We start from the raw sequence: 16,410 nt of genomic DNA, 5'->3' as shown, positions 1-16,410 counted from the left end.
GACGGTTTTTAATCATGAACTATTTAAAGCAAAACGACAATGAAATTTAACTATATAAATATTATAACACTACTTTTCTTCGGAACAGTATTGTTAAGCAGTTGCTATAAAGACGACAGCAACACCAACATAGAAACAATTAATAAAGTCGAGCTAAGCGATCCAAAGACCGCCTCACAGATAATCATTTATCAGGGCGACAGTCTCAAACTGAAGCCAACTTTGAGCCAAAGCATGGCTCAAAATATAGAAAATCTGGAATTTACCTGGTTATTGTATAATAACAATGGAGCAGTCAGCCTGGCAGCACCACGGGATGAGATTGCTAAAACCTATGAACTGAAAATAGTGGTGAAGCCAGATGTTTTCACTTTAGGTGAGCCATTTATTGTCAGATTGAAAGCGACAGATAAACAAACAGGTGTGAGTTCTTACCTCAATTACAATGTGATGGTGGGCAATAAATACGCCATAGGCTGGCTGGTATTGGAAGATAAGGCAGGGAAAGGCGATCTGTCCTTTATTTTTACGGACTACAATGCTGAGCACGGTATTTATAATGACCGGAATACTGCTGCTATAATAGGACCAAGGAAGCTGGAGATTAGTCCATTTCCCGTTACAGATGATATCTCTGCTACAGGAAAACGCCTATATATCCTGGCTGATCAGGGTAGTCAGGAATATAACTACCTAACTATGATAAAGAAGTTCGATTACAGCTTTCTTTTTTTTAGTACTCCGGCTGTAATAAATCCTACCGTAATGACCTGGACAAGCCAATATACTTATAGCGGTGTCAGGTCACCTGCTTTGGGAGTTGCTATCAACGATGGAAAATTACACAGCAACCTTGTAGGTGGATTTCCGGGCGTAAAAAAATGGGGAGACATTGCGCTTAATCCACAAGGTAACCGCAATTACTCTCTAGCACCTTTTGCAGTTGGCGGAGAGACTTTTCCAGCTATTGTTTACGACAATATTGATAAACGTTTCTATCGCATACAGGCGTATAATCCAACACCTGTGGCGGGTACCTTAGAAGCTTTTCCTGCAGGTGCGAGTACAGGTGTAAGTAGTGTGTTCGATATGAACAATGTAGGAATGACCATGTTGTTTCAGGATTCAGCAGATGTAATTAATGATTACAATGCCATTATGCGGGATTCAGGTAATCAGCCCTACCTCCTTCGTTACAAAACCAAAAACACTACGGCAGCGCCGGTCATTACTTTGGCGAAAACAGCTATAAATGCGCCGGGTATATTGAATTTTAGTGCAGCTGCAGGATCTACGAGTACACCACATATCTACTATGGAACTGGAAATGCACTTTTCCGATATGAGACTAGTTCAAACGCTGTGGTTGAAACGTATAATTTCCCAGCGGGAGAGAATATAACTTCAATTAAGTATGCCAAGTATTTTATAGACAAAACAGGGGCGAAACTGGCTGTTGCAACTTGGAACGGTACTGTAGGTAAGGTGTATTTTTTCTCCATTAACACTGTTGGTGCTATTGGTACTTACACCAATATGGTTACTGGCTTTAATAAAATAATAGACATTGCTTATAAATATTAATAAGAAACAAATGAAGAATATATCTAGCATCGCATTTATATTAATCAGTCAATTTCTGTTCAGTAGAGCAGTAATTGCACAAACCAATTTTACCGTTGAAGGTAAAATAAATGGCTTAGGCAATGGAAAAGTATTTCTTACAGCTTCTGCAGGTGGCAAAAATATAGCTGATTCTACGGTAGCCGTAGATGGTGCTTTCAGTTTTAAAGGAAATACACCCGGTACTTTATTATATGGTTTGCGTTTCGGACGTCAGTATAAAACAATTGTCATTCAGCCTAATGAAAAAATCCAGATCAATGGAGATCTGGATAAGTTGAACCAGGCCATGATTGTTGGTGCTGGCGAGCAGAAATTGTGGGAAGAGTGGAGTCAAGGCTGGGCTACAATCACTGCGCGAGCAGGTGTATTGTATAAGATGGGGGACAGTATTACCAAAATAGACAAGAATGGCGACAGAAGTTATGTCGACGCTGAATTTGAGAAATTGAATAAACGTCTCATTGATTCTGTCCAGTCCTTTGTAAAGAAATATCCCTCTTCATCAATGGCGCCATTTATCATCACAGACAGATTTGTTAACTATCCGAACCCTGAGCAGGCAAAACTAAACTATGCCGCTTTATCCGCTAAAGGAAAGAATTCATTTTATGGAAAAGAGCTTGGTGAATCACTCAGGATCGCCGCAAAAACTGGTATTGGTGTGAAACCTGATTTCACTCTGCCGGACATAGATGGCAAACCATTGAAGTTGTCTTCCTTAAAAGGCAAGGTAGTTCTTGTTGATTTTTGGGCCAGCTGGTGTGGTCCTTGTCGTAAGGAAAATCCTAACCTGGTAAAGGCTTATGCTAAATACCACGATAAAGGCTTTGAAATTCTGGGTGTTTCACTGGATGATAAAAAGGCAAACTGGGAAAAAGCCATTGCCGCAGATCAGCTGACCTGGTTACATGCATCTGATCTAAAAGGCTGGAAAAGTGACCTGGCCGCGGAATATGGAATCAAATCTATCCCTACCAGTTTTCTGGTAGATGCAGACGGTAAAATCATCGCGAAAGACCTTAGGGGTGATGCTTTGGAAAAGAAACTGGCAACAATCTTCAAATAAATAAACATATGAAATCAATTAAAATCACGTATACATTTTTGCTGCTGTTGTGCGGACTGGTAACGCTGGCAGCAAAACCTCCGGGTTATACCATTACAGGGACATTTACTGGACTGTCTGACGGAACCGTACTAGAACTGATCCCATCAGGCTCGCATGATGATGAAAAAGCAATAGCCAGCATTCCGGTAAAAAATGGCCGATTTACATTTAGCGGATCAGTAAAAGAACCGAGGTTGTTCAGGATAGCAGCTAAAGGATATTATGGTGGCTGCCAGGTGATGATAGACAACACCACTTCCAAAGTAGCAGTTAGTGCTAAGGCAGACCTAACCGAACGAAGTGGTAATAAATTTTTGGATCTCAAAGATCTGAAAGTTATCGGAAGCCCGATTCATGAAGCCTACCTGAAAAAGGTTGCTTACAGAGAAAAATTAAATGATGATCACATCGCCTACAATAAAAGGGGAGAGGCCATCGCGAAACAGGTTGGCGCTGCAAGAAGAGATAAAAACAATGCAAAACTGGATTCCCTGTACAAAACAGAGGCTTACAAAACATTTGAGGCTGAAGAAAAAGCTTTCTTTGCAAATGTAACCAAGACATCTACCGACCTGATCACTGCACATAAGGATTCCTGGTGGGGCGCATTCCTGATGCTGAATGCTTATGCATATTTCACACCAGAACAAAAACCGCTATTTAGTTCCTTATCTAAAACAGCTCAGGAAAGCTATTACGGACAGAAGATAAAAGAAGAGCTGTTCCCTAAAGGCTTTTTAGGTCAGAGAGCACCGGTCTTTGAAGCTGCCACCAATGATAAGAAAGATGCCGCGCTAGGTCAACTGGTGAAAGGAAATAAATATACGCTGGTAGATTTTTGGGCATCATGGTGTCAGCCTTGTCGCAAATCTATTCCCGCTTTAAAGGCTTTGTATGAGGAAATGAATAAGAAAGGACTACAAATCGTGAGCATTTCTATCGACAAAAAAGAATCAGACTGGTTGAAAGCTGAAAAAGAAGAGCAGTTGAAATGGCCAAGCTACCTGGATAAAGGAGCCACTTCAGCAGCCTGGAAAATCCGCACGATTCCGGCGATGTTCCTGCTGGATGAAAAAGGCGTAGTTGTGGCAGAAAACGTAACCATCGCTCAGATAAAAGAGATGATGAAATAGCAGGAAATATCCCAGGTAAAAATAATTTAAATTAAATACTACTAAGTAAGTAGACTTTATTATATTTGCCCTTGTATTTAGGTATAAGGGCAAATTTTTAAATTATTAATTGAATGGAACCGGGTAAAATTGATAGTGCATCTCAATATGAAAGATATTCAGGACTTACAGATGAACAGTTACTTTCTTTGTTCGAAAAAGGGGATGAGTGTGCGGCTGGTTTGATTTATGAAAAATATTGGAAGACACTTTATATTTCGACTTTTAAGATTCTTAGAAATGAAGAGGAGTCGCGTATAATAGTGAAAGATGTCTTTGCCACTTTATTTAAGCATAGCAGACATCTTAAAATTGGAAGTGACGTCGGCATTTATTTAAACGTTGCAGTGAGGCATCAGGTACTTTGCCAGATCAGTAATAGTAAATCATACGATCACTTACTTGAATCCCTGAGTAATTATGTACAGGACAAGCAACAAATCAATACATCAATAGCTGCAGCAGTGAAATTGAGTTATTAGTATAAAGGCCGGACAGATGTCCGGCCTTTCTTTTTATCCTCTGGGTCTGATGATGCGCTCTATACCAGGATCTCGTCTCTCCCTTCTCCCTTCATATCTGTCATTATCACGTTTTTTGCCACGTCCTCGATCTTTTTCGTAATGCCCCCGGCCTTGATTTTTATTTTTATAATGTCGGTCGTTGCTGTAATGAATAGGACCCCGGTTGCTATAACGCTTGTTGTATTTTACCTTATACACGTTGTGGTTCCTATAAGGATGCGGTGCATTGATTACATATTTCCTTCCGGAGTATAAATCGTAACTTCTATATCTTGATGGAAGCGAACGTGAATGGATCCACCTGTTGCCGCTATAATAAATGAATTGTCTGGTGGGAACAGAATAGTAGCTTTCAATTTCCGGCATGTAATAATAATCTACATAGTCATAACCCCTGGGCCCCCATTGCGGCTGCGATCCGATGTTGATGCTCACATTTACCTGAGCTTTTGCGGGAGGTGCTACAGAGAATGCCAATCCGAGCATCGCCAGTAAAATTAGTCTTTTCATAGAATTGTGGTTTTAATATTTGTGTGTGTAATATTAAATTCAAAGTTTGTGCCATAAGTATAATTATGACTACAAAGCTGTATTAATAACGCATAAATGGTTATGTTTGTATGTCCAATACATATTGATTTAAGTTAAATTATTGCCTATAAATGAGTACGAAAACCGAAGTTTCCCCATCAGTATATGAACTGGTATCTGGCTTGGAAATACACGTACAACTAAATACACAAACAAAAATATTCTCCTCAGACAGTGCTGAATTTGGTGCTGGACCGAATGAGCATATCTCAGCGGTGTCACTGGCCTTGCCGGGCGCACTTCCAAAGCTGAACAAAGAAGTAGTTGCTAAGGCCGTAAGGATGGGGCTGGCACTGAATTGTACGGTTAACCAGGTCAACTATTTTGACCGAAAGAATTACTTCTATGCCGATCTGCCTAAGGGATATCAGATTACTCAGGATAACAAACCTATTTGCCAGAATGGATATCTGGATGTCGTATTGAGTAATGGAGAGGAAAAAAGAATAGGTATCAATAGAATCCATCTGGAGGAGGATGCGGGCAAAAGCATACATGATCAGAATGACCAATATTCTTATGTAGATCTCAATAGGGCTGGTGTTCCACTTATAGAAATCGTTACAGAACCAGATATACGGAGTTCGGAGGAAGCCTCAGCATTACTTACAGAAATGAGAAAACTGGTACGTCATTTAGATGTAAGTGACGGAAATATGGAAGAAGGTAGCTTACGCTGTGACGCGAATATTTCAATTCGTCCGTTTGGAACAATGGAGTTTGGTACGCGCTGCGAAGTGAAAAACCTGAACTCTATCAGGAATGTACGCAGGGCAATGGATTTTGAATTTAACCGTCAGGCTGAAGTGATTTCTGCCGGTGGAAAAATTATTCAGAGTACACTGAATTTTGATGCTGACCAGGGCACTACTTCGCCAATGAGGAGTAAAGAAGAAGCCAATGATTATCGGTATTTTCCAGATCCTGATCTGGCACCTATACACATCTCTGATGAATGGCTGGCCCAGCTGAAGTTTGATATGCCGGCTTTGCCGCGGGAAATATCAAAAAAGCTGATACATGATTATGGAATGAATGTTTCAGAAGCAACTATGCTTTCTGAAGATCATGAATTATTGAATTATTTCAATACTGCATTGGTTGCAGTGAACAATCCGAAAAGTCTGGTCAACTGGCTTACCGGCTCAGTTAGAGCTTTGTTAAGTGAGCAGGGAATAAGTATATCCGCCTTTAAAGTAAGTGCAGAACAGCTTGCAGATGTCATTAATATGGTTGATGATAAAAAGATCACGCAGCAGGTTGCGTTGCAGCAGTTGCTGCCCCTGTTAATGAAATCTGAAAACGTCGACGTAGCAAAGCTTGCTGCTGAGCAAAACCTCCTGATAGCCGAAAATAGTGACGAGCTTAGCGGATTTGTGGATGCCGTACTTCAACAGTACGATGCACAGGTACAGGCATATAAAAAAGGAAAGAAAGGCGTATTGGGTCTTTTTGTTGGTGAAGTAATGAAACTGGCAAAAGGGAAAGCCAATCCTCAAAAAATAAATGAAATTCTACAGGAAAAACTAAAGTAACATGAACAGAATCAATTATCTATTAATCCTACTTTGCATGGCTTTAGCATCGTGTAAAGACAGCAGTAAATTTGTAATCAACGGCGAGTTCAAAAATGCAGCGCCAAAAAGTAAAGTATACCTGTTTGGTCTGAAAAAAGACAATGCGGTTGCGCTTGATTCTACTGTGTTTTCAGATAAAGGAGAATTCAAATTTAGCCATAGCACACCGGGCGTAGATTTCTTTAGGATCACTGCGGATAATCATGAATACATGATCATCGCAAAAAATGGAGATGTCATCAAAATTACTGCAGATTTAGGCGATAAAACTTTAGCTTATCACATTTCAGGTGCAAGAGAAGCAGATAAGTTACAAGAGTTAAATACTACTAAAAACGAATACATTGTCCGTATCAATGCCATACAGACAGAATTTGAAGAAACTGTAGCGACTCAGCCTGATCAGCGTGAGATGATTATGGAGCAAATCAAACCGAAATACAATGCTGAAGTAGAATCTCTGAACAAAACCATCCTGAAATTTGCACAGGACAATACAGAATCATTAGCTGGGTTTTATGCGATTAATCTTTTGAACCCTGCGGAATATGAGAAAGAGGTAGTTGAATATTCCGATAAAATAAAAAGCAGTTTTAATGACAATGCCGCAGTAACAGAGTTTTTGAAAAAAATGGCAGGCTTGAAAGCTGTTCAGGTAGGACAGATTGCGCCTGATTTCACTATTGATGGTCTGGATGGCAAACCCGTTAAGCTTTCTGATTTCAAAGGCAAATATGTATTGTTGGATTTTTGGGCTTCATGGTGCACGCCTTGCAGACAAGAGAACCCGAATCTTGTTAAAGCCTATCAGCAATTCAAGGATAAGAACTTCACAGTTCTTGGTATTTCTTTAGATAAAGATGTTGCTGCCTGGAAAAAGGCTATTACAGATGATCAGCTGACCTGGAACCATGCAGGCGAACTGAAAGATTTTGAAGGTCCAACGGTAAGATTATATCAGATTGAAGCCATTCCAAGCTCATTTTTAATCGATCCCAATGGCAAGATTTTGGCTAAAAACCTTCGCGGCGAAGAGCTTGACGCTTTTTTAAATAAAACTTTACGGTAACCCTAAATTCATGTTAATATATATGAGTCTGTTAACAATTTGTTAACTTCGTTTTAACGGTATATTATAATTGATTACCTAATTTCGTAACAAATAATTAAAGCTATGAGCACCGTAAAACAGAAGATACTGATTGTTGATGATGAACCAGATATTTTAGAGTTAATTGAATATAACCTAAAAAAGGAGGGATATCAGGTATTTTTGGCTAATAATGGTCAGGAGGGTATCAGCATCGCAAAGAAAGTTCACCCTGATTTAATCATCCTGGACATCATGATGCCCAAAATGGATGGCATAGAGGCATGCAGACTCATGCGTGCGATTCCTGAGTTCAAAAACACGTTTATGGTGTTTTTAACAGCCCGCAGTGAAGAGTATTCGGAAATCGCAGGTTTTAATGTAGGTGCAGATGATTATATCGCTAAACCAATTAAGCCCAGGGCACTGGTAAGCCGCATCAATGCCATATTAAGAAGGAATTCAAGTGCTGATGAGGTATCTGATAATAAAGTTGAAATAGGGGATCTTGTTATAGACAGAGAAGCATACCTGGTGTATCAGAGCGGACAAAAAGTGGTGTTGGCTAAAAAAGAATTTGAACTGCTCTATCTGCTGGCCTCTAAACCGGGAAAGGTATACACGAGAGAGTCTATCTTAAAGAATATATGGGAAGATTCAGTAGTAGTCACCAACCGAACGATTGATGTACACATCCGTAAACTCCGTGAAAAGCTGGGAGAAAATTATGTGGCAACAGTTAAGGGAGTAGGCTATAAATTTGAGCTTTCTTAAAACACACGGTCATTCTTCCTCCCAATGACAGGAAAATACGTACTTTTGTGTTTTACATAAAATTACCGAGTGAAGTACCCAAATTTTAAAGACCTTATACTGTTCGAAAACGATGATTATATCGTTGTAAATAAGCCACCATTTGTTGCATCGCTTGATGAGCGCGGTGGTTCAGGTGAAGTAAATATCCTTCGTCTGGCAAAACAATATTCTTCAGATGCCCAGGTATGTCATCGTTTGGATAAAGAAACTTCCGGTGCAATTATCATTGCCAAAACACCGGAAGCTTACCGTCATGTCTCCATGCAGTTTGAGCGCCGTAAAGTAAATAAGGTTTACCATGCTGTGGTAGACGGTCAGTTTATATTTAATGACCTGTTCATAGATCTGCCGATTCTGAATGATGGCAATAAAAATGTCACCATAGACAGGAAGGAAGGCAAACGTGCCGAAACCTATTTCAATACCATTAAGAATTACAGACATTATACGCTGGTAGAATGCAAGCCCGTAACCGGCAGGATGCACCAGATCCGGATTCACCTCGCAACCCAGCGTGCTGCCATAGTTGGCGACATCATGTACAAGGGAAAGCCGGTTTATCTTTCCAGCATGAAAAAAGGTTACCGCATCGCTAAGGATGATGAAGAGCAACCCATTATGAAGCGTTTTGCTTTACATGCGAGGTATGTCACCTTCAAAGGAATAGACGAACAGGATATATTTATCGACGCTCCATACCCAAAAGATTTGGCAACCCTCATCAAATTGTTAGATAAATTTGATGCCTAAATTTTAAATTATGTATGTACGGCTGGTAAATTATGTTGACGCGATTAACCACTACCGGAAAACTAAAATATCAAACAGGAATTTCCTGGTCATTGTGGCGCTGATTGTTGGCGTACTGGCAGGTCTTGCAGCGGCACTTCTGAAAACCGTAACCCATCATATTGAAGAGTTTTTGCAAACAGGTTTTCACTGGCAGTATAAATACTACCTGTTTTTCTTTTTTCCGTTCATTGGCATCCTGCTCTCCGTCATGTATGTACGCAGGTTTATCAGGCGTGGTAAATTTGAAACCGGACTCACCCCATTGCTCTATACAATTTCCTAGAAATCCAGTAAAGTAGAACTCCATAACATCTATTCGCAGATTACACAGCAGCACTTACCGTAGGTTTCGGCGGATCCACAGGGATGGAAGCACCTATCGTAACCAGTGGATCAGGCATAGGATCTGTTGTCGGTCATTTCCTCGGACTATCCTATAGAGAAACCACTATGTTGCTCGCATGCAGTGCAGCCGCGGGTATTTCGGCCGCGTTCTATAGTCCCATCGCTGGTATTGTATTTGCAATTGAAATCTTGCTTCCCGAATTTACCATACCAGCATTTATCCCACTATTGCTGGCCTCGGCAACTGCGGGGCAGTAGTATCCCGTTTTTTCTTCAATGAGCAGCTCTTTTACCTGGTCATAGAAGGATGGAGGTTTGATGCCCTGATCTATTACATCATACTTGCCATTATCATTGGATTTTTTTCCATTTATTTTACCAAAGCGAATTAAAAGATCAAGTCCTGGTTTTACAAGATTAAACATCCCTATAAGAAAGTTGTAATTGGAGGCCTTGTACTCGGACTGATGGTGTTTCTGTTCCCAACTCTCTACGGAGAAGGCTATGTAACTATCAGAAATCTGCTGGGAGGAAATTATACAACAGTGATCACCAATAGTATCTTTTCAGAATACAGCAATATTCCTGGCTGGTCATTCTCTTTAACATTATCACTGTCTTCGCCAAATCCGTAGCCACCCTTGTAACCCTGATTGTAGGCGGTTTGCTGGGTTTTGTTGTTGCTTTCTCCGCAAATACTATGGGCATTGCGCACCTGAACGTGGCTAACTTTATTGTAGCGGGCATGGCGGCGTCGTTAAGTGCAATTATGCACGCACCACTTACAGGCATATTTCTAATCGCTGAGATTACGGGCAGATACATATTGATGGTTCCCCTGATGATTACCTCCGCGATCGCTTACCTCATCAACCGGGGCAAAAATAAGTACTCTATCTATACCCGTCCGCTGGCCGAAAGTGGTGACCTGATGTCACACGAGGATAAAGACAGTACCGTTCTTCAAATGATGAAGTTGAAACATTTAATTGAAAAGGATTACCTCAGTCTGCATGAAGATGAACTCATTGCAGAGAAAATGACTGATATCTTGCAGTCAAAGCGAAATATTTTCCCTGTGTTGGGGAATGATGGAGGCTTTAAAGGTTTGGTATATGTAGAGGACGTGCTGAAAAGGAAAATGGACGATAAAGAACATACTGTAAATGACCTGATGCAAGCCGCTCCGGCGGCAATATTTGAGGATAGTAGTATGAAAGTTGTACTTCAGAAAATGGAAAAGGACAATGTATGGCTTTTACCTGTGCTGGATCAGGAGGGTAGATATCTCGGCTTCATTTCTAAAACAGCTGTGTTCAACAAATATCGCGCTTTACTTAGCAGACAGGCTGATTATCTGGCTTAGATAATTTTCTACCGCCAGGCGTATATTTTCAGGTATCTCACTGCAATTTATATTGTGCAGTGGATGCAACTGGTTGTTTTCCTGAGTAATAAAGACGCCCGTGCTGGCATCATATTTCAGATAACCCATATCAAAGAAACGTTCATGCACAGACGCAGAATCATCCCTTGAATTCATATGTAGCTCACAAACGCAAAGCCCGTGCTTATGGACCAGTAACCAGTAATAACTAATCGGAGTTATGTTGACAAAAGGTTGTTTCGTCGATATTTCAAGTATGGCAAATGTTTGATTGTCCAAAAAGGAATGGCAGTGAAAATTTTTGTTCATGTCAGTCTCCGGTAAAGTTACGCGTATGACACCAAACATCAATTGTGCCAGTTTTTGGGAATCGGCAAGATCTTTCTACTTAACACACACAGAAAACTACCTCAAGGGGTGATCAATTTCTCGCGTTGTTCTTCATCGTCTCGCCGCTCGTTGCCAAGGTCAGGCTTGGATGGGCCTTTTTCGGTTGTGCGTTCCTGGGTGTCGGACTGGTCATTTAGATTTTCGGTGGCGGGCAGTTCTCCACTTTCTCTGCGCTCGGTAGTACTATTGAATTTTGGGGTAGTTAGTGATTCTGTTTTTTCAATATTGTATTCCGATGATCCTGGTTTTGGTGTTTTATGATTTTCCATAGCTTCAAATTTATTTTCTATTGAGACGGCAGGCTGCTGTGAATTGCAGGTGTTGCTGGTTTTGTAATAACAAGCCGAAATGAATATAGTTTTAGCTATAACCAGGAAGGTTCAGACGAGAATGGCTTCATAGTTCGCCATGTGCCCGGTCAGCTAAGTCATAAATTTGTTGAAGAAAGTATGCATTGTTGATCATGTAAGTTTCCATTTTTCGTGGAACTGAATTTGATCTCTTATGGAGTTGAGTAGTGGCGTATCTAGTTCACATCCTTGACTTTCGCAACGGGCATGGTCTTTTTCATCGAGTTGTATAGTTCCGATTGTTTGTTCTTCTATATAGATTTGATAGCGCTGGTTACCTAAAGGTTTTATGTTGTAAAATCTCCCTTGTCCATTGTCAGCTACTTCTATTCTGAATTGTTCCATTGTCTTAACTGTTTATGAGTATTTAACAATGCAGGTTTTTTTTTGTTTAAGCATCCAGCTTCCTTTTGCTTTCCCTTCGCCCTGAGTTCGCTTCAACTCCGGTTCAACTCCGGTTCATCTGGGGTATTGATTCGCTCACAATCGAATCAATACCCCAGAAGGTACGGCGCATCACCCCAGGAGATACAAGTGCAAGGCGAAAGGAGGGAGAATGGTCCTAAGTTTATACAGGATGCCCTAATCCCTTTTAGCAATAAATAATAAATTTATTTTTCTATGTAGTTGTTGGTTTATATCGATGATGTGGGTATGAGGATTGCTGATACTGTGAAGACGTTGGAGTAGGCATTGGTGTATGGGATTGAATTATTTGACAGAAATGTTAACACTTTAGCTACGGTTTAATGTAATTTTGCAGGGAAGGGGTTTGAAACTTATTTTGAAGATATTATGCTTAATTTAAAGCTGTCAGAAATAAAGAATCTCGAGGTTTTCAGCGATGGAAACTATATTCCTCCAGATATGCATGTCGTGACAAATTTTTTGGAGTTGCTGGAAGTTCACTTTAGAGCTGAACATGGTCCTGAGTTTTATAGCAAGGAACTGAAATTGAATCTGGAGGTTTTGAATGGCCTCACTAAGTGTTATCTAAGTAAAACGGTTCATCGCTTGATTGACGAAAGGATCCATCAGGAAGCATTAAAGTTGTTAAAATATAGTACCCTGAATATTAAACAAATCAGTTACGAACTGGGCGTTAGTGACCCGACCTGGTTTAGCAGGTGTTTTAGGAAACATGAGGGCATAAGTCCGAGAGCTTTTAAGAAGGCTCTTTCTGAAAAGTCCTGATTATATTCAGCACTTCATCAAAATTTGATTTCAGCACCATATGAGACCCATCAATAATATGGATCTGCGCACTTGGTAAATCCCTATTGTAACACTTTCATAAGTGCAGTTCATCGCAGCAGGAAGTAGAATTCTTGCTGTCTCCGGCTTCAAGATGAAAAATATCGACGCCGCCAACCGAAATAGTTTTGTTATAGATCTGCCTGGCCATATTTAGAGATAACAGTTAAATTCCTAAAAAGCCAGCATATGTATCGACCGAGGTGTGATTTGTACACTGAAAATATTAATGTTTTTGGGGTGTAAAGTGCCGTTTTGGAAATGATTAATCACATATTTTTGATCAAAATTTTGAAAGGACTAGCGCTGTGAATTTTAAATGAGAGGCATAATAATTACACAATCTGTTACAGAGCATAATCCTATCCTGGACAGGTATCTGGCAGACATTGCCAAGTATGATTTACTGAAGCCTGAAGAGGAGGTGTTGCTGAGTGACAAGGCAAGGAACGGAGATCAGGCAGCTTTGCATAAGCTGGTAAATGCGAATTTGAGATTTGTGGTGTCGGTAGCGAAGAAGTACCGGAATGCGGGACTTTCACTGGAAGATCTTATAGCTGAAGGAAACCGGGGACTGATAAAAGCTGCGGGCTTATTTGACGCCAGCCGGGGATTCAAGTTTATCAGTTTCGCAGTGTGGTGGATCAGGCAGAGCATCATCCAGGCTATTGATGAGAAGCGGAGGGTAATGCGGTTGCCATTGAATGTGATTATCGGGATCAACAACATCCGCAAAGCGGAGAGTGAGCTGGAACAACGGTTGGAACGCCAGCCTACACTGGAAGAAGTTAGTGAGGTAGTGGGAATGACTGAGTTTAAGGTGGTGGATCATTTGTGGCACTCCAGTTTTGCATCTTCACTGGATAAGGGGATTGATATGGACAGTGGGAAAGAAGGAAGTCTGATTGAAGTGCTGGAAGATAAGAACGCTTCGCTGGCTGATGAGGGATTGTTGATGGAGTCCAGGAATATGGAGTTGGAGAGGTTGCTCTCAAGATTGCCGCAAAGGGATGGGTTGATAGTGAGGTTGAGTTACGGGATTGGCACGGGTATACCTATGGAATCTGAGGATGTGGCAGTAATAATAGGGCTTTCGCAGGAACGGGTACGGCAGATCAAATTGAAGGCGGTGAAGAGGTTGAAGGAAATAGCGAAACTGGAATTGTTTTATTAAAGCATTTGTTTATGAACTTAGATTATAAAAAGCTGTATGAAGCATTAATATTGGAATTGGAGTTTTTGAAAACGGAAAGGGAAAAGTTGAAGAAAGAGAATGCGTTGCTGGATAGGATAAGGGAGATACAGGCTGAACATTTATTGAACAGAGAAAAGAAGATCAAGAATTTTGGGGGGAAGGTATGAAATAGGGAAAAACTGGTGAGGGCGTCACCATAGTACGTTTTTACCAAAGGATTGCCGAAAAACAATGGACACGAAAAAATAATGATGAAACTGGTGAGATCAATGACATGTCAATATTTAATGATGATCATAGAAATAAAAAAAGGCCTCTGCAATTTGCAGAGGCCTTTTTTATTATTCGGCTGTTCTTTTTAGTCCGTATTTTTCTATTTTGCTGTATAGGTGACTGCGTTGAATGTCAATGTCGTCAGCAGTTTTACTCACATTCCAATTGTTTTTTTCCAACTTGAACTTGATAAATTCCCGCTCAGCATAGTCTTTATAATCCTGGAAGTTGGTAAACTTATCATAATTAGGTACAACAGACGATGAGCTTGATGATGTTCCGTTAGTTCCTGATGAAGAGCCAATGTTTGTTCCTCCTCCGGGATTAGCAAAAGCAACAACATCATGGTCTGTAATTACTTTATCACTTAAGATAATTAAACGTTCAATCATATTGTGCAGCTCACGAACATTCCCTGTCCATGGCAGGTTCTGCAGCGCTAGCATTCCACCTTCACTGATCTTTTTGACAGGCATTCCGTAATCCTTACAGATGTCTTCAAGAAAGTTTTGCGCGATTTCAGGAATATCTTCTATACGCTCACGTAAATGAGGTACATGGATATTAATTACGTTCAGACGGTGATACAAGTCCATACGGAAATTTCCGTCTTCTATTTCCTTAAGCAGGTCTTTGTTGGTTGCAGCGAGTACCCTTACATTTACTTCAAACTCTTTTTCACCGCCTACGCGTGTGATTTTATGCTCCTGTAATGCACGAAGTACCTTTGCCTGCGCAGAAAGACTCATGTCGCCAATTTCATCCAGGAATAGTGTTCCGCCATTGGCCAGTTCGAACTTACCGATACGCTGTTTTACAGCGGATGTAAATGAGCCTTTTTCATGACCGAAAAGTTCACTTTCAATTAATTCAGATGGAATAGCTGCACAGTTTACTTCAATAAGCGGACTGTCGGCACGGTTTGATTTTTCGTGTAACCAGCGCGCCACAAGTTCTTTACCGCTACCGTTTGCACCGGTGATCAAAACCCTGGCTTCAGTAGGGGCTACGCGTTCTATAGTCTCTTTAATTTTATTGATATTGTCAGAACTTCCAAGGATGTCTCTCGTCTTGCTGACCTTTCTTTTTAAAACCTTGGTTTCTGTAACTAAAGTACCCCTGTCAAGCGCATTTCTAACAGTAATCAGCAATCTGTTCAGATCAGGTGGTTTTGAAATGAAATCAAAAGCACCTTTTTTACTTGCCTCTATTGCAGTCTCCACCGTTCCATGTCCGGAGATCATGATGAAAGGAAGATCGGGACTGTATGCCAGTGCCTGTTCGAGCACTTCCATTCCGTCCATTTTATTCATTTTGATATCGCAAAGTACGAGATCAAATTTCTTTTTCTTGATCAGTTCAAGTCCATCAACTCCATTATCGATATCTTCAACTTCGTAATTTTCATATTCTAAGATTTCACGTAAAGTGCTTCTTATCGCTCGCTCATCATCAATTATCAACAATTTTGCCATAGGTATTGCTCAGTGTGTGTTTAATTATCCGTGCTAATATATTGTTTTTATTAAAATAAAAAAATGCAAGCCTGTAAGCCGGGTTCTGTTCCTCAATAAATAAGGATTCTATCATTAATCCACTATAAATGTCGCCATTTATCTCTAACGACCTACCCACTAACATCGGACGAGCAGCCCTACATGCGTTAGCCTATTTGGTCTTTCAACTCCCGGGGTTTACCAGCCTTACCATCACTGGCAAAACTCGTGAGCTCTTACCTCACGTTTTCAACCTTACCTGTGCCTTTTCAGGCCATCGGCGGTATGCTTTCTGCGGCACTTTCCATAGCCTGGGTGTTCAATCCCAGTCCTCTTCCCGTTAGGAAGCGAGATGCTCTGCGTTGCCCGGACTTTCCTCTCCAATAATTAAATTGCAGCGATAGAACGGCTTGCATTTTGATGC

The 16,410-nt window shown here is 40.6% G+C and carries 21 protein-coding genes, 1 other RNA gene and 1 pseudogene; 15 read left to right on the top strand and 8 right to left on the bottom strand.

The genetic code is table 11. The features are described from left to right. The first annotated feature begins 39 nt into the window (after positions 1-39). From FA047_RS11590 to FA047_RS11575, 4 genes are all read left to right on the top strand, one after another. Positions 40-1,584, top strand: coding sequence for a PKD-like family lipoprotein (locus tag FA047_RS11590; protein WP_136836237.1), 1,545 nt, complete (start codon positions 40-42; stop codon positions 1,582-1,584). A 10-nt stretch (positions 1,585-1,594) separates the two neighbouring features. Continuing rightward, positions 1,595-2,692, top strand: a complete 1,098-nt coding sequence (locus FA047_RS11585; protein WP_169304393.1) for an AhpC/TSA family protein — start codon at positions 1,595-1,597, stop codon at positions 2,690-2,692. Between the two features lie 8 nt (positions 2,693-2,700). Then, the gene (locus FA047_RS11580; RefSeq protein WP_136836236.1) at positions 2,701-3,867 is read left to right on the top strand and encodes a TlpA disulfide reductase family protein; all 1,167 of its coding nucleotides are present in this window, start codon (positions 2,701-2,703) and stop codon (positions 3,865-3,867) included. 113 nt (positions 3,868-3,980) lie between these two features. Further along, on the top strand, positions 3,981-4,388 hold the full coding sequence (locus FA047_RS11575) for an RNA polymerase sigma factor (RefSeq protein WP_136836235.1): 408 nt from the start codon (positions 3,981-3,983) through the stop codon (positions 4,386-4,388). Between the two features lie 33 nt (positions 4,389-4,421). Here the strand turns inward: FA047_RS11575 and FA047_RS11570 are convergent, their stop codons facing one another. After that, positions 4,422-4,940: a hypothetical protein gene (locus FA047_RS11570; protein ID WP_136836234.1), complete on the bottom strand. Its 519-nt coding sequence runs from the start codon at positions 4,938-4,940 to the stop codon at positions 4,422-4,424. A 152-nt stretch (positions 4,941-5,092) separates the two neighbouring features. Here FA047_RS11570 and gatB point away from each other — a divergent pair, with 152 nt between their 5' ends. The 6 genes from gatB to FA047_RS20850 all read left to right on the top strand — a co-directional run bounded on the left by gatB (position 5,093) and on the right by FA047_RS20850 (position 9,899). Beyond that, positions 5,093-6,556, top strand: a complete 1,464-nt coding sequence (gene gatB / locus FA047_RS11565) for an Asp-tRNA(Asn)/Glu-tRNA(Gln) amidotransferase subunit GatB (RefSeq protein WP_136836233.1) — start codon at positions 5,093-5,095, stop codon at positions 6,554-6,556. A 37-nt stretch (positions 6,557-6,593) separates the two neighbouring features. Beyond that, on the top strand, positions 6,594-7,667 hold the full coding sequence (locus FA047_RS11560; RefSeq protein ID WP_225872712.1) for a TlpA disulfide reductase family protein: 1,074 nt from the start codon (positions 6,594-6,596) through the stop codon (positions 7,665-7,667). A gap of 105 nt (positions 7,668-7,772) precedes the next feature. Beyond that, positions 7,773-8,462 carry a response regulator transcription factor gene (locus tag FA047_RS11555; RefSeq protein WP_136836231.1) on the top strand — a complete coding sequence of 230 codons (690 nt, stop codon included), beginning with the start codon at positions 7,773-7,775 and terminating at the stop codon, positions 8,460-8,462. Between the two features lie 69 nt (positions 8,463-8,531). Further along, positions 8,532-9,254 carry an RluA family pseudouridine synthase gene (locus FA047_RS11550; protein ID WP_136836230.1) on the top strand — a complete coding sequence of 241 codons (723 nt, stop codon included), beginning with the start codon at positions 8,532-8,534 and terminating at the stop codon, positions 9,252-9,254. A 10-nt stretch (positions 9,255-9,264) separates the two neighbouring features. After that, complete coding sequence (locus FA047_RS20855; RefSeq protein WP_225872711.1) at positions 9,265-9,579, top strand: hypothetical protein; 315 nt, start codon at positions 9,265-9,267, stop codon at positions 9,577-9,579. Positions 9,580-9,662: 83 nt separating this feature from the next. Beyond that, on the top strand, positions 9,663-9,899 hold the full coding sequence (locus tag FA047_RS20850; protein WP_225872710.1) for a chloride channel protein: 237 nt from the start codon (positions 9,663-9,665) through the stop codon (positions 9,897-9,899). Here FA047_RS20850 and FA047_RS20845 read toward each other — a convergent pair. Continuing rightward, positions 9,791-10,066, bottom strand: coding sequence for a hypothetical protein (locus FA047_RS20845; protein WP_225872736.1), 276 nt, complete (start codon positions 10,064-10,066; stop codon positions 9,791-9,793). The genes FA047_RS20850 and FA047_RS20845 overlap by 109 nt on opposite strands. Between FA047_RS20845 and FA047_RS21140 the strand changes: the two are divergent. Further along, positions 10,037-10,129: pseudogene (locus FA047_RS21140) on the top strand (hypothetical protein); the annotation flags it as partial. The gene FA047_RS20845 and the pseudogene FA047_RS21140 overlap by 30 nt on opposite strands. A 47-nt stretch (positions 10,130-10,176) precedes the next feature. On the opposite strand, the gene FA047_RS20840 reads toward FA047_RS21140, so the two are convergent. Next, a complete protein-coding gene (locus tag FA047_RS20840) occupies positions 10,177-10,356 on the bottom strand; it encodes a hypothetical protein (protein ID WP_225872709.1) in 180 nt (59 codons plus the stop codon). On the opposite strand from FA047_RS20840, the gene FA047_RS20835 reads away from it, so the two are divergent. Continuing rightward, entirely contained in the window at positions 10,342-11,007 is a 666-nt protein-coding gene (locus FA047_RS20835; RefSeq protein ID WP_262709983.1) for a CBS domain-containing protein, read from the top strand. The two genes, FA047_RS20840 and FA047_RS20835, sit on opposite strands and share 15 nt — an antisense overlap. Here the strand turns inward: FA047_RS20835 and FA047_RS11540 are convergent. From FA047_RS11540 to FA047_RS11530, 3 genes are all read right to left on the bottom strand, one after another. After that, complete coding sequence (locus FA047_RS11540) at positions 10,975-11,184, bottom strand: hypothetical protein (RefSeq protein WP_136836229.1); 210 nt, start codon at positions 11,182-11,184, stop codon at positions 10,975-10,977. The genes FA047_RS20835 and FA047_RS11540 overlap by 33 nt on opposite strands. Before the next feature lie 254 nt (positions 11,185-11,438). Next, positions 11,439-11,687 carry a hypothetical protein gene (locus FA047_RS11535; RefSeq protein WP_136836228.1) on the bottom strand — a complete coding sequence of 83 codons (249 nt, stop codon included), beginning with the start codon at positions 11,685-11,687 and terminating at the stop codon, positions 11,439-11,441. Between the two features lie 192 nt (positions 11,688-11,879). Next, on the bottom strand, positions 11,880-12,113 hold the full coding sequence (locus tag FA047_RS11530) for a hypothetical protein (RefSeq protein ID WP_136836227.1): 234 nt from the start codon (positions 12,111-12,113) through the stop codon (positions 11,880-11,882). 450 nt (positions 12,114-12,563) lie between these two features. Between FA047_RS11530 and FA047_RS11525 the strand changes: the two genes are divergently transcribed. From FA047_RS11525 to FA047_RS20510, 3 genes are all read left to right on the top strand, one after another. After that, complete coding sequence (locus FA047_RS11525) at positions 12,564-12,962, top strand: helix-turn-helix domain-containing protein (RefSeq protein ID WP_136836226.1); 399 nt, start codon at positions 12,564-12,566, stop codon at positions 12,960-12,962. 379 nt (positions 12,963-13,341) lie between these two features. After that, a complete protein-coding gene (locus FA047_RS11520; RefSeq protein WP_136836225.1) occupies positions 13,342-14,196 on the top strand; it encodes a sigma-70 family RNA polymerase sigma factor in 855 nt (284 codons plus the stop codon). A gap of 11 nt (positions 14,197-14,207) precedes the next feature. Next, the gene (locus FA047_RS20510; protein ID WP_169304392.1) at positions 14,208-14,384 is read left to right on the top strand and encodes a hypothetical protein; all 177 of its coding nucleotides are present in this window, start codon (positions 14,208-14,210) and stop codon (positions 14,382-14,384) included. A gap of 174 nt (positions 14,385-14,558) precedes the next feature. On the opposite strand, the gene FA047_RS11515 is transcribed toward FA047_RS20510, so the two are convergent. Together FA047_RS11515 and rnpB are read right to left on the bottom strand one after the other, a co-directional pair. Then, on the bottom strand, positions 14,559-15,965 hold the full coding sequence (locus FA047_RS11515; RefSeq protein WP_136836224.1) for a sigma-54-dependent transcriptional regulator: 1,407 nt from the start codon (positions 15,963-15,965) through the stop codon (positions 14,559-14,561). 58 nt (positions 15,966-16,023) lie between these two features. Beyond that, positions 16,024-16,403, bottom strand: an RNA gene (rnpB, locus tag FA047_RS11510) — RNase P RNA component class A. Positions 16,404-16,410 lie beyond the last annotated feature (7 nt).

Origin of the sequence: Pedobacter frigoris, assembly GCF_005116445.1 — a bacterium.
Lineage (GTDB): Bacteria > Bacteroidota > Bacteroidia > Sphingobacteriales > Sphingobacteriaceae > Pedobacter > Pedobacter frigoris.
Note: the sequence above shows the minus strand (reverse complement) of the source record. Positions and strands in the feature narration are given on the sequence as shown.